General features: G+C 65.3%; 19 protein-coding genes. 10 read left to right on the forward strand and 9 right to left on the reverse strand.

The features are described 5' to 3' along the window. The first annotated feature begins 318 nt into the window (after window positions 1–318). Window positions 319–1791, forward strand: a complete 1473-nt coding sequence (locus ACLFLU_RS11715) for a cell wall hydrolase (protein WP_426412338.1) — start codon at window positions 319–321, stop codon at window positions 1789–1791. Window positions 1792–1969: 178 nt separating this feature from the next. Here the strand turns inward: ACLFLU_RS11715 and nadC are convergent, their stop codons facing one another. Genes nadC through nadA form a run of 3 tightly spaced genes read right to left on the reverse strand, consistent with a single transcriptional unit; the run spans window position 1970 to window position 5580 of the window. Beyond that, window positions 1970–2848, reverse strand: coding sequence for a carboxylating nicotinate-nucleotide diphosphorylase (nadC, locus tag ACLFLU_RS11720; protein WP_426412339.1), 879 nt, complete (start codon window positions 2846–2848; stop codon window positions 1970–1972). Window positions 2849–2859: 11 nt separating this feature from the next. Further along, window positions 2860–4467, reverse strand: a complete 1608-nt coding sequence (locus ACLFLU_RS11725) for an L-aspartate oxidase (protein ID WP_426412340.1) — start codon at window positions 4465–4467, stop codon at window positions 2860–2862. A 9-nt stretch (window positions 4468–4476) separates the two neighbouring features. Next, on the reverse strand, window positions 4477–5580 hold the full coding sequence (gene nadA / locus ACLFLU_RS11730; protein WP_426412341.1) for a quinolinate synthase NadA: 1104 nt from the start codon (window positions 5578–5580) through the stop codon (window positions 4477–4479). A 337-nt stretch (window positions 5581–5917) separates the two neighbouring features. Between nadA and ACLFLU_RS11735 the strand changes: the two genes are divergently transcribed. The 7 genes from ACLFLU_RS11735 (at window position 5918) to ACLFLU_RS11765 (ending at window position 15461) form a co-directional block, all read left to right on the forward strand. Next, window positions 5918–7171, forward strand: coding sequence for an MFS transporter (locus tag ACLFLU_RS11735; protein ID WP_426412342.1), 1254 nt, complete (start codon window positions 5918–5920; stop codon window positions 7169–7171). 40 nt (window positions 7172–7211) lie between these two features. Then, window positions 7212–8198: an MDR family oxidoreductase gene (locus ACLFLU_RS11740; protein ID WP_426412343.1), complete on the forward strand. Its 987-nt coding sequence runs from the start codon at window positions 7212–7214 to the stop codon at window positions 8196–8198. A 113-nt stretch (window positions 8199–8311) separates the two neighbouring features. Further along, window positions 8312–8926: a hypothetical protein gene (locus ACLFLU_RS11745; protein ID WP_426412344.1), complete on the forward strand. Its 615-nt coding sequence runs from the start codon at window positions 8312–8314 to the stop codon at window positions 8924–8926. A gap of 166 nt (window positions 8927–9092) precedes the next feature. Next, entirely contained in the window at window positions 9093–9347 is a 255-nt protein-coding gene (locus ACLFLU_RS11750) for a DUF6894 family protein (RefSeq protein WP_426412345.1), read from the forward strand. Between the two features lie 255 nt (window positions 9348–9602). Next, window positions 9603–11309 (forward strand): methyl-accepting chemotaxis protein, encoded by a 1707-nt coding sequence (locus ACLFLU_RS11755; protein ID WP_426412346.1) that lies wholly within the window; start codon window positions 9603–9605, stop codon window positions 11307–11309. Between the two features lie 200 nt (window positions 11310–11509). Next, entirely contained in the window at window positions 11510–13480 is a 1971-nt protein-coding gene (locus ACLFLU_RS11760; protein WP_426412347.1) for a methyl-accepting chemotaxis protein, read from the forward strand. A gap of 292 nt (window positions 13481–13772) precedes the next feature. Next, the gene (locus ACLFLU_RS11765) at window positions 13773–15461 is read left to right on the forward strand and encodes a methyl-accepting chemotaxis protein (RefSeq protein WP_426412348.1); all 1689 of its coding nucleotides are present in this window, start codon (window positions 13773–13775) and stop codon (window positions 15459–15461) included. Window positions 15462–15464: 3 nt separating this feature from the next. Here ACLFLU_RS11765 and ACLFLU_RS11770 read toward each other — a convergent pair whose 3' ends face one another. The 6 genes from ACLFLU_RS11770 to ACLFLU_RS11795 form a co-directional block, all read right to left on the reverse strand. After that, a complete protein-coding gene (locus ACLFLU_RS11770) occupies window positions 15465–18170 on the reverse strand; it encodes a DUF2339 domain-containing protein (protein WP_426412349.1) in 2706 nt (901 codons plus the stop codon). Window positions 18171–18275: 105 nt separating this feature from the next. Beyond that, window positions 18276–19238: an NUDIX hydrolase gene (locus tag ACLFLU_RS11775; RefSeq protein WP_426412350.1), complete on the reverse strand. Its 963-nt coding sequence runs from the start codon at window positions 19236–19238 to the stop codon at window positions 18276–18278. 19 nt (window positions 19239–19257) lie between these two features. Beyond that, entirely contained in the window at window positions 19258–19764 is a 507-nt protein-coding gene (locus ACLFLU_RS11780; protein WP_426412351.1) for a tyrosine phosphatase family protein, read from the reverse strand. Between the two features lie 234 nt (window positions 19765–19998). Continuing rightward, complete coding sequence (locus ACLFLU_RS11785; protein WP_426412352.1) at window positions 19999–20613, reverse strand: YfbR-like 5'-deoxynucleotidase; 615 nt, start codon at window positions 20611–20613, stop codon at window positions 19999–20001. Next, window positions 20610–21236, reverse strand: coding sequence for a DNA-3-methyladenine glycosylase I (locus ACLFLU_RS11790; protein ID WP_426412353.1), 627 nt, complete (start codon window positions 21234–21236; stop codon window positions 20610–20612). Before ACLFLU_RS11790 ends, ACLFLU_RS11785 begins: the two co-directional genes overlap by 4 nt. Beyond that, window positions 21233–22114, reverse strand: a complete 882-nt coding sequence (locus tag ACLFLU_RS11795) for a YgfZ/GcvT domain-containing protein (protein ID WP_426412354.1) — start codon at window positions 22112–22114, stop codon at window positions 21233–21235. The genes ACLFLU_RS11790 and ACLFLU_RS11795 overlap by 4 nt, the downstream gene beginning before the upstream one ends. Before the next feature lie 101 nt (window positions 22115–22215). On the opposite strand from ACLFLU_RS11795, the gene ACLFLU_RS11800 reads away from it, so the two are divergent. Together ACLFLU_RS11800 and ACLFLU_RS11805 are read left to right on the forward strand one after the other, a co-directional pair. Next, complete coding sequence (locus ACLFLU_RS11800) at window positions 22216–23550, forward strand: dihydroorotase (RefSeq protein WP_426412355.1); 1335 nt, start codon at window positions 22216–22218, stop codon at window positions 23548–23550. 155 nt (window positions 23551–23705) lie between these two features. Beyond that, entirely contained in the window at window positions 23706–24575 is an 870-nt protein-coding gene (locus ACLFLU_RS11805; protein ID WP_426412356.1) for a sulfurtransferase, read from the forward strand. The last annotated feature ends 149 nt before the right edge of the window (window positions 24576–24724 follow it).

Below are 24724 nucleotides of genomic sequence, written 5' to 3' on the forward strand. Positions count from 1 at the left end.
CGCCTTCGCGGGGCATGACGGCGGTTGTGTAGACGCATCTCGCACACACAACGGAACCTCACACGTCCCGTAATGATACGCACGCGCAAGAGTTCCTTCACCATTCGCGTTGACCAGATGTTTACCGCTTCACATCAGCTCGCATTTACCAACGCACGCAATCGCGCCGTGAAAACACCTGACATCGCTTGAGTGTGTCGGCTGCGCAACGTCGATTAACGCCCCGGCAACCTAAATTAGATACTCACGATAAAGATCGAATTGCACGGAAGTACTGCGGCTCGATCTCTCTGGTGTAAGCGTAGCGTGAGCGTATCGATGTTTGTGTTGCGTAACCATCCGAAGGGTGCGCGGTTCGCATCCTTCGGAATCGGTCTCTGCATCTTCGCATTGATGCCGAGAGAGACCGGCTATCAGGACCTAGGCTCGTTGCTGGCGCGTCAGCCCGGCGTCGCCGAGCGTTGGCAGAAGCAGGTGTTCTCCGCAGCCTCGTCCATTCAGCTCGCCACTTACAGTTTCTCGCGTCCGATCGGAACGTCGGTTCCACAGAGCGCAATGGTTCGCCTCGCAAGCCTCGATGGTCGGGACGTCACGGGCGCCGTCACGCGCAATCCAGTGTTCCAGCCGCCGACGCGTTACCAGGCCTCCGATTTCCCCAAGGTCGATCGCGCTCTGAAGGGCGACCGTCTTGCCACCGTGACGCCCGCGCCTGCGCCCGAAATGGCGGCGCCGCCCTCAGCCCCCGCACAGGAAAATCCCGCGACCTCGAACAGTTCCGTGTTCGGCGCCAAGACCGTCCAATTGCCAGTTCAGCTGCCGGTCGCGCAGCCGCAAGCGATGTCGCCAGAGTCCGCCGCAGCGCTCGATCCCGAGCTCCAGGAGGCGATGCGCGCGCCTCCACTGGCGCAATATGCCAATCCGCCGAAGGCCGACGACAACGCGCTCTCCTTTGCAGCGCAGCCGCTCAATGCGCTCAAGCAGGCGACGATCGCCGCCCCACCGCGCGATCCCTTCAGTGTCAAGACCTCGAACCTGTTTTTCGGCAGCTCCTCGCTCGGCGGCAATGTCGAGAGCATCGAGAGCTGGCAGCCGGGCGCCGAGCCGCTGATCGTGATGCCCGACCCCGACATGAAGCTGGCCTCGCTGTCGCCGCCGAACGAGGACGTCGGAAACGCGATCGAGAGCGGCGAGAGCGTCGCGCCGAAGGGCGAGGTTAACGCCGACAACCAGCGTACCAAATCGCCGGCCGAGCGGCTGGCGCTGGACGACAAGTCACGCGCCAAGTCCGAGAAGTGCCTCGCTGAAGCCGTCTATTTCGAATCCCGCGGCGAGGCTGTGCGCGGCCAGATCGCGGTCGCGCAAGTCGTGATGAACCGCGTGTTCTCCGGCAAATATCCGGACACCGTGTGCGGTGTGGTCTATCAGAACAAGTACCGCCACTTCGCCTGCCAGTTCACCTTTGCCTGCGACAACAATCCCGATGTGATCCGCGAACCCGAAATGTGGGAGCGCGCCAAGAAGATCTCGAAGGCGATGCTCGACGGCCAGATCTGGCTGCCCGAAGTCGGTAAGTCGACGCACTACCACGCTTATTGGGTGCGTCCGTCCTGGGTCGCCGAGATGAAGAAGATGTACAAATTCGGCGTGCACACCTTCTACCGGCCGCGTGCCTGGGGTGACGGCGACGAGGAACCGAGCTGGGGCACGCCGGCGCAGACCGCCGCGCTCTCGGCCGAGCTCGCCCAGGAAGCCAAGAGCTCCGCCGAGCTGGGCGTGGTCGAGCGAAGGTAAGACAATTGTCGCCGCGGTGAAGGTGCGCTCCCTCTCCCGCTTGCGGGGGAGGGTTGGGGAGGGGGTGCTTCCGCAAGCGAGAACCCCCCGTGTGGAGAAAGCCCCCACCCGGCGCTTCGCGCCGACCTCCCCCGCAAGCGGGAGAGGTGCAGCCAGCCCTGGGCGAAGAGCAATTGCCTCACATCTCAATATCCAGCGCGCAGTCGAAATTCGGTGCCGAGTGCGTCAGCGCGCCGGATGAGGCGTAGTCGACGCCGGTGGCCGCGATTGCCGCGATCGAGTCCAGCGTGACGCCGCCCGACGCCTCCAGCGCGACCCGGCCCTCGCTGATCCGCACCGCCTCGCGCAGCGTCGCGATGTCCATGTTGTCGAGCAGCACGGCTTCTGCAAGGCCGGTGTTGAGCACCTCGCGCAGTTGCGCCAGCGTATCCACCTCGATCTCGATCTTGACGAGATGGCCGGCATGAGCGCGGGCACGCTCCAGCACGGGGCGAATGCCTCCGGCGACAGCGATGTGATTGTCCTTGATCAGGATCGCATCGTCGAGGCCGAAGCGGTGGTTGAAGCCGCCGCCGCAACGTACCGCGTATTTCTCCAGCGCCCGCAATCCCGGCGTGGTCTTTCGGGTGCAGCAGATGCGCATTTTGCTGCCTTCAGTCCCCGCGACGTAGTCGGCGGTCAGCGTGGCGACGCCCGACAGCCGGCCGACGAAGTTCAGCGCGGTCCGCTCCGCCGTGAGAATGGCGCGGGCCGGGCCGGAGATCGTCAGGACTTGCTGCCCCCGCGTAACGCGCGCGGCGTCGCGGACATGCGCACGCACCTCGAGGTCGGGCGAGAGCTTTTGCAGCGTTGCCAGCGCGAGCGGCAGACCGGCGATGACGCCGGATTGCCGCGCGACGAGGATTGCCTGCGCTTTGGTCGCTTCCGGGATCGTCGCGAGCGAGGTGACGTCGCCGGCGCGGCCCAGGTCCTCGTCGAGCGCGCGATGCACGGCCTCGTCGATGGCGAGCGGAGAGAGAAAGGCGTCGGGATAGAGCAGGGAGGTCGGGATGATCATGAAAGACTCCGTCAGGCGATCATGGATTGCGCGATGCGCGGCGTTAATTGCGCGGTGAGGCCGTCCGCCATCTCGCGTACCGCAGCGAGTGTGGTCATCGTTCTCCGCGCTAGTGCGGGCACCTCCGCGGGATGGTCGGAGCGGAAATGCGCGCCGCGGCTCTCCTGCCGGCTCCAGGCTGAGGCCGCTACGAGCAGGGCTGCCGTCGCCATGTTGCGGACAGCGATGCTCGTGGCCGTGTGCTCGAGCGCAGCAACGCTGCGCACGGCGTCCGCAAGTCCGTCGCGCTCGCGGATCACGCCGACATGTGTGCTCATCATCGTGCGCAATTGCTTCACGCTGGCTGCATCCGGCGCCCCGCCGCGCGGCATCACCAGCCCATCGGGAAGGCGAGCAGGTGAGGGGATTGCCTGGCCGGCGATGTCGTCGGCGATGCGAGCGGCATAGACCACGGCCTCGAGCAGCGAATTGGAGGCGAGTCGATTGGCACCATGCGCACCGGTGGACGACACTTCGCCGCCGGCCCAGAGCCCGTCGATGGAGCTGCGGCCGCGTGCGTCCACCGCAATGCCGCCCATGTGATAGTGCACGGCCGGGGCGATCGGGATTGGTTGCGTCGCCGGATCGATGCCGGCCGCGATGCAGCTTGCATGCACGGTCGGGAATTTGTCGGCGAAGCGCGCGCCCAGTGCTTCTCGCGCATCGAGGAAGGCGCCGCGACCGCCTGCGATCTCGGCGAACACGCCGCGGGCCACGATGTCGCGCGGGGCGAGCTCGGCGAGGGGATGGAGTGCAAGCATGAAGCGCTCGCCCTGGCCGTTGATCAGCGTCGCGCCTTCGCCGCGCAGCGCCTCGGTCGCAAGCGGTGCGGGATCGCGGCCGACCATGATGGCGGTCGGATGGAACTGCACGAACTCAGGATCGGCGATCACGGCACCGGCGCGCGCGGCAATCGCAAGGCCCGATCCATTGGCCTCGGCCGGATTGGTGGTGACGGCATAGAGATGGCCGATGCCGCCGGTCGCAAGCACGATCGCGCGCGAGGCGATCATCAGGGGTCTCGCAGCAAAATTGCCGGCCTCTCGCAGCTGAAGGCCGGTGACGGCGCCGTCGTCGGTGAGCAGCGCTTCGGCGACAAAGCCCTCGATCAGGCGGATCGACGGCGTGCGGCGTACGGCCTCGCTCAGCGCCGCGATGATCGCAGCCCCCGCGCCGTCGCCGCGGACGTGGACGATCCGCCGCGCCGAATGCGCAGCTTCGCGCCCCACGGCAAGCCGGCCTTCCAGATCGCGATCGAACGGCACGCCGTAGGCGAGCAGATCGTGAATCCGCAGGCTCGCCTCGCGCGCGATGCCGAGCGCGACCCCTTCATCGACGATGCCGCCGCCAACGGCGATCGTGTCGGCGGCGTGCGCCTCCGGGCTGTCGCCCTCGGCGACGGCGGCGGCGATGCCGCCCTGCGCCCAAGCGGATGATGCCCCCTGTCCGAGCGGTGCTGCCGAGATTAGCGTCACCGGCCGCGGCGCGAGTTTGAGTGCACAGAACAATCCGGCAAGACCGCCGCCGACGATGACGACGTCATCGGTGGTGCGGGTGAGGTTGTGGATGTTGTTTGTCATGTCACGTCCTCAGTTCTTCAAATTGATCATCCGCTTAACCGAGCGCCGTGCACGCACTGCAAGCGCGGGATCGATCGTGACTTCCTCGCCGAGGATCAGCAGGCTCTCCAGGATGTTGGACAGCGTGATGCGCTTCATGTGCGGGCACAGATTGCAGGGGCGCAGCATTTCCACATCGGGCAGCTCGGCGCGGACGTTGTCGGCCATCGAGCATTCCGTGATCATCACCAGCCGCTTCGGGCGCCTTGCGCGCACCCAATTGATCATGTGCGCGGTCGAACCGGTGAAGTCCGCCTCCGCCAGCACGTCCGGCGGACATTCGGGATGCGCGATGATCTGCACGGAGGGATCGGCGTCGCGAAAGGCGCGCAGCTCCTCGCCTGTAAAGCGCTCATGCACCTCGCAGGCGCCCTTCCAGGCGATGATTTTGACGTCGGTCTTCGAGGCGACATAGGTCGCGAGATAACGGTCAGGCAGGAAGATCACGCTTGGTGCGTTCAGGCTCTCCACCACCTGCACTGCGTTCGACGAGGTGCAGCAGATATCGACCTCGGCCTTCACCTCGGCTGACGTGTTGACGTAGGCGACCACGGGCACACCGGGGAATTTTTCGCGGAGCAGCCGCACGTCGGCACCGGTGATGCTGGCGGCGAGCGAGCAGCCGGCGCGCGAGTCCGGGATCAGCACCGTCTTGTCCGGATTGAGCAGCTTTGACGTCTCCGCCATGAAGTGCACGCCGCATTGGACGATGATATCGGCCTTCACCTTGGTGGCCTCGATGGCGAGCTGAAGCGAATCGCCGCCGATGTCGGCGACCCCATGAAAGATCTCCGGCGCCTGGTAGTTGTGGGCGAGGATCACCGCATTGCGCGCGCGCTTCAGTTCATTGATCGCGTGAATCGTCGGCGCCATCAGCGGCCATTCGATCGGTGGGATCACATGCTTGACGCGCTCGTAGATCGGCGCGGTGGCGCGTTCGATCTCGCCCGTCCATTCCAGCGAGGGCCGCGGAAGTGGGGGGCCGGTTCGCGCCGGCGCCAGCGGGGCGAAGGTGGCTTGGCCCTGCGGCCGATTGGCAAAATCGTCGGGGCCGTAAATTCCAGTGATCGGCATCGAAGCCTCCGTGCATGGTAATTATACTCATTATGAGTATATATAGAGCCTGAGAAATCCGGCCGAGAGGCCGGTCGGTTTCACCAAGGCTTACATATACTCAATCTGAGTAAATCGAAGATAACACGGCATCGATCCCGCCGCTAGGTCCCGTCGCACACATTCCCGTCAAGTCGCTCTTTTGACGCCAGACGGCGCCGCGATGAAACGCAATGCTCCCTGGGCAGCCCCTCGTGGAGCGCAATCATTTTCGGCTTGGGGTTTTCATGCATTTGCATTAAACGCCTAATGCGCGGCTGCCGATTTGCAGATCCGCACCGGGCCGAGGAGGAGCACCATGTCGACACAAGCGGGCGAGCTCGGTTCGACCTCACGTTCCTCCAACTGGCGCACGCCGGCCGTCATCATCCTCTGCGGCTGTGCGATCGGTATGCTGGGCTTCGGTCCGCGCTCGGCGCTGGGCTTCTTCGTGCAGCCGATGAGCCACGAGTTCGCCTGGGGCCGCGACGTGTTCGGCCTCGCCATTGCCTTTCAGAATTTGTTGTGGGGATTGGGCCAGCCGTTCGCGGGCGCAATTGCCGATCGCTTCGGCCTGTTCCGCGTGATGTGCGTTGGCGCGCTGCTCTATGCAGGCGGCCTTTTGCTGATGCGCTATTCCTCGACGCCGATGTCGCTCAACATCGGCGCGGGTGTCATGGTCGGTTTCGGTCTCGCCGGCTGCTCGTTCAACCTGGTGCTGTCGGCGTTCACGAAATTGCTGCCGGCCGAGAAGCGCGGCCTCGCGCTCGGCGCCGGCACTGCGGCTGGTTCGCTCGGCCAGTTCCTGTTCGCGCCCATTGGTGTCGCGCTGATCGACAATTTCGGCTGGCAGCAGGCGCTCACCGTGTTCGGCTTCCTGATGCTGCTGATCATTCCGCTGGCGCTGGCGATTTCGACGCCGCCGGTTGCAGGCAGCACCAGCACTGCGCCGGCGAATGAGCAGACCATCACCAAGGCGCTCGCAGAGGCCTTCGGCCATCGCTCCTACGTGTTGCTGGTGCTCGGCTTCTTCACCTGCGGCTTCCAGCTTGCCTTTATCACCGTGCATCTGCCGGCGTTCCTGGTCGACCGCGGCATCTCGACGCAAACCGGCGGCTGGGTGATCGCGGCGATCGGCCTGTTCAACATCATGGGCTCGCTGAGCGTCGGCTATCTCCAGAACTCCCTGCCGAAGCGCTACATCCTGTCGGTGATCTATTTCACCCGTGCGCTTGCGACGCTCGCCTTCATCTCGTTCCCGATCACGCCGTTCTCGGCGATCGCGTTCGGTGCGGTCTCCGGCCTGACCTGGCTCTCGACGGTGCCCCCGACCTCGGCGCTGGTGGCGCTGATGTTCGGCACGCGCTGGCTGGCGACGCTCTATGGCTTCGCCTTTGTCAGCCACCAGGTCGGTGGCTTCCTCGGCGTCTGGTTAGGGGGCATCGTGTTCGAGAAGTTCGGTTCCTATACGCCGATCTGGTGGCTCTCGATCCTGTTCGGCGTGCTCTCGGCGCTGATCAATCTTCCGATCGTGGAGAAGCCGGTCCAGCGAGCGGTTGCGCAGCCTGCCTGATCGGCTAAACATCCCCGTCAAACAAGTCAGGGAGTTTGCTGTGGCCACGTTCAAGGCGATCCGGATCGACAAGGCCGACAAGGGCACCACCGCCGCGCTCACCCAGTTCGACGAAGCCGAACTGATGGATGGCGACGTTACCGTCCGCGTGGAATGGTCGACGCTGAACTACAAGGACGGCCTCGCGCTGACAGGCAAGGCACCGGTGGTACGCCGCTTCCCGATGATCGCCGGCATCGACTTCGCCGGCACGGTCGAAGCCTCATCGCATCCCGCGTGGAAAGCGGGCGACAAGGTCGTCTGCACCGGCTGGGGTATGGGCGAGACCCATCTCGGCGCCTATGCCGAGAAGGCGCGGGTGAAGGGCGACTGGCTGGTCGCTCTGCCGCAGGGCCTGTCGGCGCGCGACGCCATGGCGATCGGCACCGCAGGCTTCACTGCGATGCTCTCCGTGCTCGCGCTCGAGAAGCACGGCGTCTCGCCGAAAAGCGGCCCGGTCGTCGTGACAGGCGCGGCGGGCGGCGTCGGCTCGGTCGCGACCGCCGTGCTGTCCTGGCTCGGCTACCACGTCATCGCCTCGACGGGCCGCGCCTCGGAGGCCGATTACCTGAAGAGCCTCGGCGCTGCCGAGGTGATCGACCGCAATGAATTGTCGGCGCCGGCAAAGCCCCTGGCCAAAGAGCGCTGGGCGGGTGGCGTCGACAGCGTCGGTTCGACCACGCTCGCGAATCTGCTGTCGATGACCAAGTATGGCGGCGCCATCGCCGCCTGCGGTCTCGCCGCCGGCATGGACCTGCCGTCTTCTGTCGCACCCTTCATTTTGCGCGGGGTGTGCCTTCTCGGCATCGATTCCGTGATGTGCCCGATCGACCCGCGAAAAGCTGCCTGGCAGCGCCTCGCGTCCGATCTGGATCGGTCGAAACTATCTGAAATTACTACGGAAATTCCGCTCGCCGAAGTTCCGGAATGGGGCGCGAAAATCCTGGCCGGCCAGGTCCGCGGTCGCATCGTGGTAAAAATTGTCTAACGGCGTTCAGACTTTACCAACCAAGCTGCTTCAATGTCGCCATGGTTAGTATGGTAAGCAGCGGGTAAAGAGATAAGGCATCGCCCGCTGCGGGGGTTAGTTCGGAGTTGAGCATGCTTGCGCGTATCGTGTTGGGGGCTGTCACGGCAGTCGTGACGTTTGCGCCGGCCATCGCCTTGGCCGGGAGTATGAACGCGGATGAGGCACGGCGCTTCGTCGCCGGCAAGGTGTTCGCCTTCACCTGTTTCGACGGCACCCGCGGTGCAGGCCGTATCCTCGACGATCTCGGCGCCGCCGGCGCGGTGCAGTTCTCGGGCTCTGGCCCGGTGAAACATCTCCGCCTGCCTGGCAACACGCTCCAGATTCGCGGCCAGAACGTTTGCGCCTCGATCAAGGGCATTCCGTTCGAGCCTTGTTTCAACCTCGAAAAGACCGATGAGCGCAGCTTCCGCGGCTCCGTCTCGGGCATGGGCTTTGCCTATTGCGACTTCCACCACCAGGGCGGCAACCAGATGCTGATGGCGCGCGCCGTTGCGCGGCCGCGCTCGTTGCGTGCGCCAGAGCAGACCGGTTCGGTCAACACATCGAGCACCGAGGTCGCCGCGCGCGTCGAGACTCCGCGGATCGAGAGCAGCCGGATCGAGCCGGTGAAGTCGGAAGTGAAGTCCGAGCCCAAATCTGAGCTGAAGAACGAAGGTCCGCTCGAGCTGCGCCGCTCGACAGAGTGATGTCCCGCGCAAAACTGCGTGCGCAACTGGCCCGCCTTTAACGAATGCATCGCACGCGAAACCGCAGCGCCGTAGTCATACGGCCTGCGGTTTTTATGCCTTGGTAGCGACTGGCGCCCCAGCCTTGCGTAACGGCCGGGGGGCGGCCCTCAACAAGGGTTCAAAAATGTCGCTGTATTTCTTCCGCATCAGCACCGGCCGCTATTCCGGCGCCGCCGATCAACCGTACGAGTTCGAGGATCGCGACGCGGCCTGGAACGAGATGACCGAGGTCTGTGCCAATCTGCTCGGCAGCATCGTGCGCAATATGAAGCCGAATGCGAAGTGGAGCATGGAGCTGCTCGACGAGAACAAGGAGCCGGTGTTCCGCATCAGCCTCGTGGGCGAGGCGATGTGTTGCGAACCGCAGGGCGGACGTTAACGGTTGCGGGCAGCGGATCGCTGTCGGTAGACAGCAGTCGGCAAATTCGTTCCTGGAGACGGTGCGCATGGCCTGATCAAAACTCCGGCGCGAGCTCTGCTCCCTGCGCAACTCTCGGAGGACAATAGCCACGCGAATAGCGGCTGAAACACCGTGTTTCTACGGCAATCGTGGTTAAGACAACCGGAATGGTTTTGGACGAAGGTCATGGAAATTCAGCCGCTTGCGCGGCGATTCCCGTGAGGTATTCCAGTCATGCATTTTCTCGGCCGCTTCCGCATTCTGAGCAAGATCCTCGGGATTGTCGTCCTTCTGTGCGGGATCGGTGCCGCGATCGCCTGGGTCGGTGTCTCTGCCCTCAGCGATCTCAGCGAAAAGGCCGACGTGATGTCGACCTCCGCACGGCGGTCTTTGCTCGCCGCCCGCGCCAACCAGAACGTCATTGCGTTGAACCGCGCGGAATTCCGTAGCGCGCTCGATCCCCGCGACGAGAACCGTCTCGCCGCGCGCGATGTGATCAACGCGCAGCTCAAGCAATATCAGGAGCGGTTCGACGAGGTCAGCCAGACCCCGGACGAAAAAGCCAGGGCGCTGCTCCCTGGCGTGCGCGACGCCTTCTCGGCCTACAAGAGCCAGATGGATGCTACGCTGGCGGCGGTGGAGGCCGAGAAGTCGGCGAAGCTGAGCGAGAGTGCTGACAAGCTGCGCGACGCGGCCCTCAAAAGCAGGACCGCCGCTGAAAATCTCCAGGGCAAGGTCCGTGAGCTCGCCGATCGCTTGAATGCGCGCGTCGAGGAGAAGAGCAAGGAGGCGCGCGACCAGTACGAATCGACGTCGCGTTTCCTGGTCATCCTCGCCAGCCTCGGTGTCGTTATCGGCGGCGCATTGGGCTTCATCATCGGCCAGTACGGCATCGCCAAGCCGATCCGCATGATCGTCGGTGTGCTGCAGGATCTCGCCAGCGGCAAGTATGAGGTTCAGATCGTCGGCCTCGATCGCAAGGACGAGGTCGGAGAGGTCGCCAGGACCGCGGAAGTGTTCCGCGATAACGGCCTTGCCAAGATTCGCATGGAAGCCGAGCAGAAGGAGATGGAGCAACGTAGCGCCGCGCAACGGCGTCAGGACATGCTCCTGCTGGCCGATCAGTTCGAGAGCGCGGTTGGCGAGGTGATCGAGACCGTGAGCTCGGCCTCGACCGAGCTCGAGGCCTCCGCGACGACCCTGACTTCGACCGCCGAGCATGCGCAGCAGCTCGCGACCGTGGTAGCCTCGGCCTCCGAGGAAGCCTCTACCAACGTGCAGTCGGTCGCGTCCGCGACCGAGGAGCTGTCGTCGTCGATCACCGAGATCAGCCGCCAGGTTCAGGAGTCGGCGCGGGTGGCGAGCGAGGCGGTCGGTCAGGCCCGCACCACGACCGATCGTGTCGGCGAGCTGTCCAAGGCAGCGACGCGCATCGGCGACGTGGTCGAGCTGATCAACACCATCGCCGGCCAGACCAATCTGCTGGCGCTCAATGCCACGATCGAGGCGGCGCGCGCCGGTGAAGCTGGCCGCGGCTTCGCCGTGGTCGCGTCCGAGGTGAAGGCCCTGGCCGAGCAGACCGCGAAGGCGACCGGCGAGATCGGCCAGCAGATTTCGGGCATCCAGGTCGCCACGCAGGAATCGGTCGGCGCCATCAAGGACATCAGCGACACCATCGAGCGGCTGTCGGAGATCTCCTCGGCGATTGCGGCCGCGGTGGAAGAGCAGGGCGCGGCGACGCAGGAGATTTCCCGCAACGTCGCGCAGGCCTCGCAGGGCACCCAGCAGGTGTCTTCGAACATCACCGAGGTGCAGCGCGGGGCCAGCGAGACCGGCTCGGCGTCCTCGCAGGTGCTGTCGGCGGCACAGTCGCTGTCGGGCGACAGCAACCGCCTCAAGCTCGAGGTCGGCAAGTTCCTCGGCACTGTTCGCGCGGCCTGACGCCGGCATCTCTCCACAGACATAACCTTGCAAACGCCGCGCGCGATCGCGCGGCGTTTGTGCGCGAGCATGTTGCGGCGCCGCGACGAATGAGATGCAGGGTTAACCTTCCGGAAAAGCGACGCAGGCATGATCCCCGCAATTTTCCGGGTGTTCGGTCGCCCGTCTGCATTGCGTCTTGAGCGGTTTGGAGCACATTCATGAGCGGCTTTTCCATCCGCCTGACCCACAAGGTCATGGCGATCGGACTCTTCGGCCTCGTTGGACTGGTCGCCTTCGGCGCGATCTATGAGATCGGCAGCCTCTCCCAGGACGCCTCCCGCGACGTCGCCAACCGCGCTCGCACGATCGCCGACCTCAACAAGCAGCTCTCGATCGAGATGCTGGAGGCCCGCCGCAACGAGAAGAATTTTCAGCAGCGCCGCAACGAGAGCTATGCCAAGGCGCATGCCGAGCTGATCGGCCCGATCAACCGCGATTTCGACGAGGTCGAACGGCTGATGTCGGCGGGCGGTATGGGCGCCCTGTCAGACAAGACCAAGCAGGCCCAGGAGGGCTTCAAGCGCTACACCGCGGATTTCAACGCGCTGGTCGCTGCTGAAACCAGGCTCGGGCTGAACCAGACGCTCGGCCTGTCCGGCTCGCTCCGCGCCGCGGTGCATGACATCGAGGCGAAGCTGAAGGAGGTCGACGATCCTAGGTCGACGAGCTGGATGCTGATGATGCGCCGGCACGAGAAGGATTTCATGCTGCGGCGTGACCCAAAATACATTGCCGAGGTGAAGAAGGCCGCGGCTGAATTCTCCAACGCGATCGAGCTCGTCGCAGTTCCTACGGCAGTGATGAACGACATCACGGCCAAGCTCCAGAAATACCTGTCCGAGTTTGCGGCCTGGGCCGACACCGCGCAGCAGAGCACAGCCCTGGATGCCAGCATGATGAAGACATTCCGCGAGCTCGAGCCGGGGATGCAGGAGGTACGGACTACGGTCGAGGGTCTCTACAAGCAGGCCGACGCCGCCGAAGCGGCGACCCGCGACGCCGTCCGGTTCTGGATGATGATCGCCTTCCTCGTCACCGTCGCGGTGCTTGCAGTTGTGGGTTTCCTGCTCGGACGCTCGATCTCGAAGGCGCTGTCCGGCATGGTCGACGCGATGACGCGGCTTGCGCGCGGCGAGCTCTCGATTGCCGTCCCCGGCATCGGACGCAAGGACGAGATCGGCGAGATGGCCGGTGCGGTCGAGGTGTTCCGAACCAACATGACGGAGGCCGAGCGGCTGCGCGCCGAGCAGGCGGAAGCTGACACGCGACGGCGAGCGCAGCGCAAGGCGGACATGAAGCGGCTGGCCGATGATTTCGAAGGCGCAGTCGGAGAGATCATCGAGACCGTCTCAACGGCGGCAACCGAGCTCGAAGCCTCCTCCAATACGCTGACGCACGCGGCCGAGCGTTCGAACGGGCTTGCCGCCTCGGTGGCATCGGCCTCGGAGGAAGCGTCCGCCAATGTGCAGTCGGTGTCATCAGCAAGTGAGGAGATGACGTCGTCGATCTCCGAGATCAGCCGTCAGGTGCAGGAATCGGCGCGCGTCGCCGACGTCGCTGTCGAGCAGGCGCAGCGCACCAATGCGCGCGTCAGCGAGCTGACCAAGGCTGCAAGGCGTATTGGTGACGTGGTCGATCTGATCAACACCATTGCCGGCCAGACCAATCTGCTGGCGCTCAATGCCACGATCGAGGCAGCGCGCGCCGGTGAGGCGGGCCGCGGGTTTGCCGTGGTGGCGAGCGAGGTGAAGGCCTTGGCGGAGCAGACCGCCAAGGCAACCGGCGAGATCGGCCAGCACATCGGTGCGATCCAGACCGCGACGGAGGACTCCGTCAGCGCGATCAGGGAGATCGGCGACACCATCGCGCGGATGTCGGAAATCTCTTCGACCATCGCCGCCGCCGTCGAGGAGCAGGGCGCCGCCACGCAGGAGATCTCCCGCAACATTCAGCACGCCGCGCAGGGCACCTCCGACGTGTCGGCCAATATCGGCGAGGTCCAGCGCGGTGCGGGCGAGACAGGGGCTGCGTCGGCCCAGGTGCATTCGGCGGCGCAATCGCTGTCGCAGGAGAGCAACCGGCTGAAGAGCGAGGTCGCGCGCTTCCTCGATTCGGTGCGCGCGGCGTGACGGCGTAGATCGCCTTACGAGAATGATGCACTGCGTTCAACGCGGTGCCTGGGTGTGGTGCTATGCGATGCCTCGGAGACTGCGACGGATGATCGCAGGGAGGCTAAAGTGTCGAGAATCGGCAAATCAGTAGTTCCTCTAGGTTCTTGTTAACGCCTGTTTGCAACTATGCGCGCAATCTTACCGGATAAGAACCAGCCAGCATTGTTGGAATGACCACCGCCCCTCCGTCCACCGCGACGGTCGCGGCGCGGGTGATTTGTGCGTTTAGTTATCATCGGGATTTGTCGTGATGTCGAAGTTGTCGATCGTCTTCAAGCTTCTGACCGTGTTGTCGGTCCTCGTGCTCTCGCTCGCCGGCGTAGGTGTCGTGGCGATCGGCACCATGCAGAACATCAACTCCCACACCGTTGAGATCGCGCAGAGCTGGCTGCCGAGCGTCCGCGCGCTCGGCTCGATCCGTGCCGATGTCAACGAGCTGCGTGTCGCGCTCCGTCTGCACCTGATGCAGGACACCGCCGAGGGCAAGGAGGCGGCCGAGAAGCGCCTCGCCTCGCTGCGCGAACGCATCGAGCAGACCCGCAAGACCTACGAGCCGCTGATCACGTCCGCCGAAGAGCGCTCCATCTATGGGCAATGGACGGCGGCGTGGGGCGAGTATCTGAACGGCGTGCAGGACGTCATGGCGCTATCGCGCAAGAGCCCCGGCAAGTTCCCGACTGAGGCCAACGAGCTGCTGCAGACCAGGGTCGCAAAGATGGCCCAGGCCGCCGATCCGCTGCTGACGAAGGACATCGAGCTCAACAACCGTGGCGCCGAATCCGAAACCAAGCAGGCGGCCGACAGCTACGCGATGATCTTCCGCATCCTGGTCGGCATCATCATCGCCTCGGTCGCGATCGCGATCGGCGCGGCCTATTATCTCGTCCGCGACGTGTCGCGCGGCATTGCCTCGATCATCAAGCCGATGCAGTCGCTCGGCGAGGGTGACCTCTCGGCCGACGTGCCGCATCGCGGCGAGAAGACCGAGATCGGCTCGATGGCGGATGCGCTCCAGATCTTCAAGGAAGCGCTGATCGCCAAGAAGGCCGCCGACGAGGCGGCCGCGCGCGATGCCGAGGCCAAGATCGAACGCGGCCGCCGCGTCGATGCCATCACCCGCAAGTTCGAAGCCATGATCGGCGAAGTCGTCGGCACCGTCTCTTCGGCCTCGACCGAGCTCGAGGCGTCGGCCTCGACGCTGACGAGTACCGCGCAGCGCGGCCAGGAGCTCGCGACCGCGGTCGCCGCGGCCTCCGAGGAAGCCTCGACCAACGTGCAGTCGGTCGCGTCCGCTTCGGAAGAGCTTTCGTCCTCCGTCACCGAAATCAGCCGTCGCGTGCAGGATTCGGCGCGGATGGCCGCGGAAGCCGTCGACCAGGCGGCGCGGACCAATGCGCGCGTCAACGAGCTGTCGCAAGCGGCCTCCCGCATCGGCGACGTCGTCGAGCTCATCAACACCATCGCGGGCCAGACCAATCTGCTGGCGCTGAACGCCACGATCGAAGCGGCACGCGCAGGCGAAGCCGGCCGCGGCTTCGCCGTCGTCGCCTCCGAGGTCAAGGCACTGGCCGAGCAAACCGCGAAGGCGACCGGCGAGATCGGTGCGCAGGTCGCAGGCATCCAGGCGGCGACGCAGGAATCGGTCAGTGCGATCCAGGAGATCGGCGGCACCATCGAGCGGCTGTCGGAAGTGTCCTCCGCGATCGCCGCCGCCGTCGAGGAGCAGGGCGCCGCCACGCAGGAGATCTCGCGCAACGTGCAACAGGCCTCGCTCGGCACGCAGGAGGTCTCGGTGAACATCGCCGACGTGCAGCGTGGTGCGATCGAGACCGGCTCGGCCTCGACGCAGGTTCTGTCCGCGGCGAAATCGCTGGCGACCGACAGCACCCGCCTCAAGGTCGAGGTCGCGCAATTCCTGGAATCGGTCCGCGCGGCCTGATCCTCAACTGCCTGCCTGCTGAACCGGCGGCGGAGCCTGCCGCCGGAATAGGATGCGCTGGTACAGCCAGCCGATCGCGACCAGCACGATGCCGAGGCACATGAACGACAGCGCGCGGTAGACGCCGGTCAGCGTCGACATGTCGATCACGAAGGCCTTCAGGATCGTCAGCGCGATGACGGCCGCCGACGCCAGCCGCGCCCGCTCGGAGTTGACTGTTATGCCGATGCCGAGCAGCGCGACGCCGAAGGCAAGCCAGCCGATCGAATAGGTGTATTGCTCGGCCCCCGTGGTCTCACCGCTGGTGAGGAACGGGCCGTGATAGAAGCGGCGAATCTCCAGCGTCAGGTACGACAGCGCAAACACCAGCGCAGCGCCAGCGATTGAATTCGCATAGATCTTGCCCCGCGCGCCGACCACAGCATAAGCGAGTAGCAGCATCAGCACCGCCGGCAGTGCGTAGCCGAGCAGCAGCAGGTTGAACACGGTGCCGCCGACGTCGATGCGCCAGATCAGCGGGTTCTCCAGGAACAGCAAGCCGAACAGGCTAACGAAGCCGGCGATCGCGGTCAGTACGACCGCGCCGACATTGTGTACGATGCTGTGGCTGCGTAGCCGCAATCGCTCGAGCCCGATCGCCATGGCCAATGATACGCAGACCTGGAGGCCGGCTTCGAGCAGTGACGGCGCCGCGATCATGTCGCCGCCGGTTGCGAGATGGCGAACCTCCATGAAGGCGAGCAGCGCGGTGAACAGGATCGCGGCCGCCTCCACCATGCGCAGCGGTGCGTCGTCACCCCTGCGGCGCAGGAACCTGCTCGCCGCCCAGAACGAGGCCGCCGGCAGGCCATAACCCCACAGCAACCAGTTGAAGATCGGCGTGGTGCCGACGGCGTCGCCGACGATGCGCGGATCATAGGCGATGCGCGCGGTGACGAGCCCAGCAAAGATGGCTGCGAGCCAGCGCAGGAACGGGATCGGCCGCTGCATCGCAATCCAGGCGGTGCCGAGCGACATCAGCGCAAGTGCAATGGTGAGCCAGCCCTTCTCCAGCGCAAAGGTCAGCGCCAGCGCCAGCGCGCCGAGCGTGCCGGTCGCAAACAGCGCCGTCGAAATCGCAACGCCCGGCCGGGCTTCGCGGCGGGTCAGCGTTTCCGTCGCGGCGCCAAAGGCAGCGGCGAGCAGCACCGCTAGGATCGCGAACGGGATCGAGCGGTCGAGATGGGCGATGCGGGCATAGAGCGCGACCAGGATCGCGATCGGCGTGGCGACGCCGGCCGCCGACCACACCACCGGAATGATCGCCGAATTCGAGCGGCCCTGCGCGAAGAAGCCCGCAATGCCGAAGCCGGCGGCGAATATCGCGGCCATCACCAGGTGCAGCGTCACCGCGCTGTCGGTGGCGGTCGGCGTGATGCCGGGCATGGGCCCGCCCGGAAGCACCAGCATGTCGGGATTGGCGCGCACGGCCCATTCAGCGAACACGATGAACACGGTCGCAGCAGCCGCGCCCAGCGCGCCGGCCGCGGCCTCCGCGCGCCAGGCGACGAACAGCGTCGCCGCGACAAGCAGTGTAAAGGCGATCAGCGCGAGATCGGCATGTGCGCTCGACAGCACGATCAGCATCGCGCCGAACAGATAGGCGCCGAGCGCGCTCGACGACACCGGCTCGATCTGTCCGTCCTCGATGGTCGGGCCGAACATGAAGCCGCAGACGACGAGGAGTGCCGCGAGCACGAACCCGGCGATCACGTGGAAGGCATGCGGCGCGACCTGCAAATCGCCGGCATCGAGCCCCGGGAAAGTCCAGAGTACGGCGAAGACGATCGTCGTCACGGCCAGCCAGCGCCACAGCCTGATACGGGCGAGGCCAAAGCTCGCGGCCGTGACGATGGCGAGATAGATGTACAGCGCCCAATAGTCCGGCTTGCCGCTGGAGACGAGCACCGGCGTCGCGAAGGCGCCGACCACGCCGAGGCCCGCAAGCGCCGGCCCGTGCAGCAGGGCAGCCGCGAGCGTGCCGAGCGCAACGAGGCCGAGCAGCACGAAGGCGGTGGCGGGCACCAGGAAGTCATAGAGCGCGTAGGCTGCGTAGACGGTCGCGAACGCGACCGTGGTTCCGGCCGCAGTGAGGATCGCGGGGATATTGGCGATCGGCAGCGCCGCGATGGTGGAGATGCTCTCCTTGCGCCGCGTCCATTCGCCGGCGCCCAGCAAAGCGAGCGCGAACAGGCCACCGAGGAACACGCGCACGCCGGGGCCGACCAGGCCGGCCTCGATCGAATAGCGCACCATGAAGAAGCCGCCGAGCGCGAGCGCAAGCCCGCCGATCCACACCACCCAGCGCGTGCCGAGCCGTTCCTCGAAGCCGGGAGCCGGCGCGGGCACCGGCGGCTGCGCATCCGCTGAGGGGTTGACTTCGAGCGGTGGCGGCGAAACGTCTTCGGTCACGAGCGGCGGCGGCGACACCTCGGCTTCGGCTTCAGGCGCAAGCGGCGGCGGCTCTGCCGCGTTCGTGGTGGTCGCAGCAGCCTGCTCTTGGACCGGCATCAATGGCGGTGGCTGGATTTGTCGCTGCGCCTGCAGCGCGGCCTCAAGCGAGCCCAGCCGGCGGCGCAGCTCGGTCACCTGGTTCGACGCCTTCAGCGCGATCAGGAACGCGACGATCGCAGACATCACTGCAAAGACGTCGAAGGGAGCGTCGAACATGGGGCCTCCTGGCAATCGGCGGGCAGGGGCCGATCGTAATCTTGAGTCTTAGTTTTTGAGCATGACCTTGTCGGAAAACCGCTTCGCACTTTTCCGGATCATGCTCTAGCGCCGGGAGCGTACGCGCAAGCCCGGCGCAGGCCGCTCCTGGAGCACGTCACGGCGGAAGCGATAGAGCGCCGCCGGTCTCCCGCCGGTCTGTGTCGACATTACGCCGGTCGGTTCGACCAGCGCTTCGGTTTCGACCAGACGGCGGAAATTCTGCTTGTGCAAATGGCGACCGGAGATCGCCTCGACCGTGTACTGCAACTCAGTGAGTGTGAACTCGGCGGGCAAAAGTTCAAACACCACAGGGCGATACTTCAACTTTGCGCGCAGCCGCGCGATTCCCGTGGCGAGAATTCGGCGGTGGTCGAACCGCATCGAGGTGCCGAGCGCGGGCAACGCCTTGCGCGCCAATGCCGCAGGGCGGCCGTCGCGCCGTGCCTCCTCGACGAGGCCGGCCTCGTACAGGAGCTCGTAGCGGTCGAGCACGCGCTCCTCGTCCCAGGCCGCACCCTCGAGGCCGAAATAGAACCGCACGCGATCCTTTCGCGGCAATGCGCGCGTGGTCTCGGGCGGCTCCTCCTCGGCCCATTTGTTGAGCTCCGGGATGATGTCGCGGGCGATAATCGCGGGTGGCGCCTCGCGCCAGTCTTCCCAGGGGAAGAAGCGGTACCAGGGCTCGAAGCTCGCCGCGTTCGCGGCGCGCTCGGCGGCGCGCGTCAGCGCGAGATAGCCGATCGACACCATATGCGCGCCGGTGTCGCCGGCTTCCGCATGACGGCCGCGATCGCCAAAGGTGTAGAGCTGCTCGACATAGCCGAGCCGCAATCCCGCCTGTTCCTCGACCCAGGCACGCAGGCCGATCTCGAAGGTGCGATGGCTCGGCGCATCGAACGGACCGAACGGCAGTCCGGTCAAGCCGTCGCCGCCGCGCGCGGTCAGGACCAGCGGCTCGTGATCCTCGATCGCGACGATCGCAGCAGTCAGGCCGATCTCGATCGGCGTCAGCAGCTTGTCACTCATGCGATGACGATCGCTGATGTCATTCGAGCTCGATCACGAAGGGGCGGCCCTCGACCATCATCTCGCCCGGGCCCATCTCGTCGAGCGCGCGTAGCATGCGGCCGCTGCGCCCGAGCGCGCGGTCGGCGAGACCGACGATGCGCCGGTTCGGCGAGGCGATCGGCGAGGCCGCGCGGATCTTCTTCGCGATCTCGATTTCGTCGCGATCGGGATTGAGCGCGCAGACGGCGGCGAATGCGCTCGCCGTGGAGCGGCTGATACCGGCATAGCAATGCACCACCAGCGGCGCGCCGCGGTCCCAGCCCCGCACGAAATTCAGCACCTGGTCGATATGAGCCTCGGAGGGCGCGACAAAGCCATCCATCTCCTCGGTGATGTCGTCCATCGACACCTTGAGATGATTGGCAGGGAGCACCGACACCGGCCGCGCCACCTGCTCGACATTGGCCATCACGGTCAGCACATGGCTGGCCCCGGTGCGGCGGACGGTTTCGGGAAGGGCGGCGAGCGAACAGACGTGGATCATGACGGACCTTTTTGACGGCGATTATAACCGCGCCCGTAGGGTGGGCAAAGCCTCACTGTCGTCCCGGACAAACGCAGCGAAGCGGAGTGCAGATCCGGGACCCACAGGCACAGGCTTGGGTTTTGCGATGACTCGTGGTTGCCGGTTTGCGCCGCAACCGCTCCCTGTGGTTATGGGTCCCTGCTTTCGCAGGGACGACGGCGGAATGTGAGGCGCTGCCGTCCCCCAATATGCCTACGCAAACACGGCGCCAAACCGCTCCAGAAACTGCTTCTCGGCCCGCGCCGCCGTCCAGGGCGTCAGATAGTCGCGCCGGACGCTGTCGGAGAGGCCGGGATCCCTCCCGAACAGGCGCTTGGCCTCGCTCTCGCTGAAGCCGGCGAGCTCGGTCGCCTCCAGATAGGCCGCGCCGCGATCGGCGGCCTTGATCGCCAGAGTGGTCTCGTCGGGCAGCACCGGCGGCAGGCCGAAGCGGATGTGGATGGCGCCGAGCAGGCGCTTCTCCACCGCCTTGTAATGGCCGTCGAGCACGGCCTTGAACGGCGAGATCATGTCGCCGATCACGTATTCAGGCGCATCGTGCAGCAGGGCTGCGAGCCGCATGCGCTCATCGACGCGCGGCATCTCGTGCCGCAGCACGGTCTCCACCAGCAGCGTGTGCTGCGCGACCGAGAAGATATGCGCGCCGGTAGTCTGCCCGTTCCAGCGGGCGACGCGCGCGAGCCCATGGGCGATGTCGGCGATCTCGATATCGAGCGGGGAGGGATCGAGCAGATCGAGCCGCCGGCCCGACAGCATGCGCTGCCAGGCGCGGGACTCCGCTACGCGCGCGGTCTTCTTGGCCGTCATTTGGCCTTGAGGCGCGGCTTGCGCTGCATCTTGCTGCAGGTCGCGTGGCAGTGGCAGTCGACGAGATGGTCGTTGACCATGCCGGTCGCCTGCATGAAGGCATAGACGATGGTCGGGCCGACGAATTTGAAGCCGCGCGAGGACAGCTCCTTGGAGACCTGCACCGACAAAGGCGTCGAGGCCGGCACGCTCGCCGTGGTCTTGAAATTGTTGACCTTGGGCCGTCCGCCCATGAAGTCCCACAACAGTTTTGAGAAGCCCGGGCCCTTCTCCATGATGTCGAGATAGGATTTCGCACTCAGGATCGTGCCGTCGATCTTGGCGCGGTTGCGCACGATGCCGACGTCGTTCATCAGCGCGTGCACCTTCTTGTCGGTGTAGCGCGCGATCTTCTCCGGCTGGAAATCGTCGAACGCTTTGCGGAAATTGTCACGCTTGCGCAGGATTGTGATCCAGGACAGGCCGGCCTGAAAGCCGTCGAGGATCAGTTTTTCATAGAGCGCGCGGTCGTCATACTCGGGCACGCCCCATTCGGTGTCGTGATAGGCGACATAGAGCGGATCTTCGCCCGGCCAGGGGCAGCGGGTCTTTCCGTCGGGATGCAGGCGGGGAGCGCGGCTCATGCGATGGGCTGCTTGGTGGGAATGCGGACGATTTCAGGTTCTGCCAGCTTCAACGCGAGACCGCCAGCGGTGAGCGGTTGGCCGGCATCGAGCGCGTCCGCAACGCGGTCGATGCGCACCAGCGCGATGCCCTTGCCTTGCGCCGACGAGCCCATGGTGCCGACGGACTTGTCGCCGGCCATGACACTGACGCCAGCCTCAGGCGAGGAGTCCTCGAGCAGCACCTTCACGCTGCGGGTGCGCGCGGTGCCGCGATGCTGCATGCGCGAGACGACCTCCTGGCCGACATAGCAGCCCTTGTCGAAATCGACTCCGGCAAGACGGTCCATGTTGGTCTCGTGCGGAAAGGCATCGCTGTACATGAAATCGAGCCCGCCGCGCGGGACGCCGAGCGCGATCCGGTGCGCCTCATAGACGGCGGCATCGACCAGCTCGGCGCCGATCAGGTCCGACAGCTTTTGCTTGAGATCTTCAGGGATCAGGATGCGATAGCCAAGCTGCTCGTTCCGTGGATCGGAAAAGGCAAGGTCCGGTTGGGCTGCAAGCTGGCCGTCCCAGGCCGCGAGCACTCCGAGATCGTCGGAGAGGTTTTCCACCGTGACCTTGGCGCGCAGCTTGTAGAATTTCAGCTTGGTGGCGAGGCCCTCGGCCAGCGCTTTCGGACAATCGATCAGGAACCCGCCGCCATGGCCTGCGGGCGCTTCCGTGATCAGGAAATCCACGATGATCTTGCCCTGCGGCGTCAGCAGCGCGCCGAATCGCCCCAGGCCCGGCTTGAGCCTGTCGAGATCCGTCGTGATGAGGCCGTTGAGGAAGTTGCGCGCATCCTCGCCCGCGACCTTGACCACGCCCCGGTCAGGAAGAAACGCTGATTTCATACGAAAATCTCTTGCGACATGTTGCTCCGGAACGTAAGCCCGCAAGGATTAAACGACAAGACCTTGAGCCCTGCGCTTGGGGATGAGAGAGGCCTCCAGCCATGACCCAGCGCTTCGATGTGATCCTCAAGGGCGGCACCGTCGTCAACCAGGACGGCGAGGCTGTTCGCGATATCGGCATCACTAATGGCCGCATCGCCGAGCTGGGCCCGCTATCGCAAGGCTCCGCCGCCGAGGTGATTGACTGCAAGGGTCTCCACATCCTGCCCGGCGTGATGGACACGCAGGTGCATTTCCGTGAGCCCGGGCTGGAGCAGAAGGAAGACCTCGAGACCGGTTCGCGCAGCGCCGTGATGGGCGGCGTCACCGCCGTGTTCGAGATGCCGAACACCTCGCCGCTTACGGTGACCGAGGCCACCTTCACCGACAAGGTGAAGCGCGCGCACCACCGCATGCATTGCGATTTCGCCTTCTTCATCGGCGGCACCCGCGAGAACGTGCAGGATCTGCCCGTGCTCGAGCGTGCCCCCGGCTGCGCCGGCGTGAAAGTGTTCATCGGCTCCTCGACCGGCGCGCTGCTGGTGGAGGACGACGAAAGCCTGCGCCGCATCTTCCAGGTGATCCGCCGCCGCGCGGCGTTCCATGCCGAGGACGAGTACCGTCTCAACGACCGCAAGTCGCTGCGCATCGAGGGCGATCCGCGCTCGCATCCGGCCTGGCGCGACGAGACCGCGGCGCTGATGGCGACGCAGCGCCTCGTCAAGCTCGCCCACGAGACCGGCAAGCGCATCCATGTGCTGCATATCTCGACCAAGGAAGAGATCGAGTTCCTGCGTGACCACAAGGATGTCGCCTCCTGCGAGGCGACGCCGCATCATCTGACGCTGGTCGCACCCGAATGCTACGAGCGGCTTGGCACGCTGGCGCAGATGAACCCGCCGGTGCGCGGCGCCGATCACCGCGCCGGCATCTGGCGCGGCATCGAGCAAGGCATCATCGACGTGCTCGGCTCCGACCATGCGCCGCATACGCTGGAGGAGAAGCAGAAGACCTATCCGGCGTCGCCCTCCGGCATGACCGGCGTGCAGACGCTGGTGCCGCTCATGCTCGATCACGTCAACGCCGGCCGGCTGTCGCTCGCAAGGTTCGTCGATCTCACCAGCGCCGGCCCGGCGCGTCTCTACAATATGGCCTGCAAGGGCCGCATCGCCGCCGGCTACGACGCCGACTTCACGGTCGTTGATCTCAAGCGCAGCGAGACCATCACCAACAAATGGGTGGCGTCCAAGGCCGGCTGGACCCCCTACGACGGCGTCCGCGTGACGGGCTGGCCCGTCGGCACCTTCATCCGCGGCCGCCGCGTGATGTGGCAGGGCGAACTCGTGACGCCGTCGCAGGGCGAGCCGGTGCGATTTCTGGAGACGCTGAAGCAGTAGGGCTTCTGCCGAGGAGCGGACGCACCATCCCCCGTCATTGCGAGCGCAGCGAAGCAATCCAGGCTGCTTCTGCGGAAAGACTCTGGATTGCTTCGCTGCGCTCGCAATGACGAGGGGAGGGAGCTACACTTCCTTTCGAACGGGAGTGCACTCCAATGTCCCAGCCAACCGCCCTGATCACCACCGAGCAACTTGCTAGCATCCTCGGCGATCCCAACCTCCGTCTCTACGATTGCACGACCTACAACGAACCGGTGCCGCCCGGGAGCGACGTACCGTATCGCGCCGTTCCCGGCGACAAGACGTTTGCGGCCGGTCACATCCCGGGCGCCGATTTCCTCGACCTGCAGGGCGAGTTCTCCGACACCTCCGCGCAGCAATTCTTCATGATGCCTGGCGTGGCCCAGCTTGAAGCCGCCTTCGGTCGCCACGGCGCGGATGCCAGCAAGACCATCGTGCTCTACAGCATCGGCACCATGATGTGGTCGACGCGGTTCTGGTGGATGCTGCGCTCGCTCGGCGTCGACGCACAAGTGCTCGACGGCGGCTTCGACAAATGGAAGCAAGAGGGGCGGCCTGTCGCAACCGGCGCACCGAAGGGCTATCCGGCGACGACCTTCAAGGCGACACCGCGCGCGGGCTTCTTCGTCGACAAGACTACCGTCAAGGCGCGGATCGGTGATTCCTCAACCGTCACCGTCAACGCACTCGGGCCGCAGTTTCATAAAGGCCTTGAGCCAAGCCGCTACGGCCGGCCCGGCCGCGTCCCGGGCAGCGTCAATGTGTCGGCCGCAACGCTCGTGAATGCCGACAAGACCCTGACCACGCTAGCGGATGCCGAAGCGAAATTCGTTGCCCAAGGCGTCACGCGCGACAAGAACGTGATCCTGTATTGCGGTGGCGGCATCTCGGCGACGATCGACCTGCTTCTGCTGACGCAGCTCGGCTACGATAAGCTGACGCTCTACGATGCTTCCATGGGCGAGTGGGCGAGGGATCCGGCGCTGCCGATCGAGACGGATTAGAGCATGATCCGGAAATGTGTGCCGCGGTTTTCCGAAAGGATCATGCTCAAACAATAGGGCTCGCATTCCCGATTGCAACGGGAACATCTCCCGGCTGTCGCGAGACTAATGCTCGTCGGAGGAAGACGGCTTCCGTGCGATAAGCGCAG

It is taken from the genome of Bradyrhizobium ganzhouense, from assembly GCF_049949285.1.
In the GTDB taxonomy this organism is placed as follows: Bacteria; Pseudomonadota; Alphaproteobacteria; order Rhizobiales; family Xanthobacteraceae; genus Bradyrhizobium; species Bradyrhizobium ganzhouense.

Bases quoted from the DNA above. Each gene is read 5' to 3' on its own strand.
- ACLFLU_RS11760 (WP_426412347.1), top strand. From the start codon at position 11,510: ATGAGCGGCTTTTCCATCCGCCTGACCCACAAGGTCATGGCGATCGGA.
- ACLFLU_RS11805 (WP_426412356.1), top strand. From the start codon at position 23,706: ATGTCCCAGCCAACCGCCCTGATCACCACCGAGCAACTTGCTAGCATC.
- ACLFLU_RS11795 (WP_426412354.1), bottom strand. From the start codon at position 22,114: ATGAAATCAGCGTTTCTTCCTGACCGGGGCGTGGTCAAGGTCGCGGGC.
- ACLFLU_RS11775 (WP_426412350.1), bottom strand. From the start codon at position 19,238: ATGAGTGACAAGCTGCTGACGCCGATCGAGATCGGCCTGACTGCTGCG.
- ACLFLU_RS11725 (WP_426412340.1), bottom strand. From the start codon at position 4,467: ATGACAAACAACATCCACAACCTCACCCGCACCACCGATGACGTCGTC.
- ACLFLU_RS11770 (WP_426412349.1), bottom strand. From the start codon at position 18,170: ATGTTCGACGCTCCCTTCGACGTCTTTGCAGTGATGTCTGCGATCGTC.
- ACLFLU_RS11755 (WP_426412346.1), top strand. From the start codon at position 9,603: ATGCATTTTCTCGGCCGCTTCCGCATTCTGAGCAAGATCCTCGGGATT.
- ACLFLU_RS11765 (WP_426412348.1), top strand. From the start codon at position 13,773: ATGTCGAAGTTGTCGATCGTCTTCAAGCTTCTGACCGTGTTGTCGGTC.
- ACLFLU_RS11735 (WP_426412342.1), top strand. From the start codon at position 5,918: ATGTCGACACAAGCGGGCGAGCTCGGTTCGACCTCACGTTCCTCCAAC.
- nadC (WP_426412339.1), bottom strand. From the start codon at position 2,848: ATGATCATCCCGACCTCCCTGCTCTATCCCGACGCCTTTCTCTCTCCG.
- ACLFLU_RS11780 (WP_426412351.1), bottom strand. From the start codon at position 19,764: ATGATCCACGTCTGTTCGCTCGCCGCCCTTCCCGAAACCGTCCGCCGC.
- ACLFLU_RS11800 (WP_426412355.1), top strand. From the start codon at position 22,216: ATGACCCAGCGCTTCGATGTGATCCTCAAGGGCGGCACCGTCGTCAAC.
- ACLFLU_RS11785 (WP_426412352.1), bottom strand. From the start codon at position 20,613: ATGACGGCCAAGAAGACCGCGCGCGTAGCGGAGTCCCGCGCCTGGCAG.
- ACLFLU_RS11790 (WP_426412353.1), bottom strand. From the start codon at position 21,236: ATGAGCCGCGCTCCCCGCCTGCATCCCGACGGAAAGACCCGCTGCCCC.
- ACLFLU_RS11715 (WP_426412338.1), top strand. From the start codon at position 319: ATGTTTGTGTTGCGTAACCATCCGAAGGGTGCGCGGTTCGCATCCTTC.
- ACLFLU_RS11745 (WP_426412344.1), top strand. From the start codon at position 8,312: ATGCTTGCGCGTATCGTGTTGGGGGCTGTCACGGCAGTCGTGACGTTT.
- ACLFLU_RS11750 (WP_426412345.1), top strand. From the start codon at position 9,093: ATGTCGCTGTATTTCTTCCGCATCAGCACCGGCCGCTATTCCGGCGCC.
- nadA (WP_426412341.1), bottom strand. From the start codon at position 5,580: ATGCCGATCACTGGAATTTACGGCCCCGACGATTTTGCCAATCGGCCG.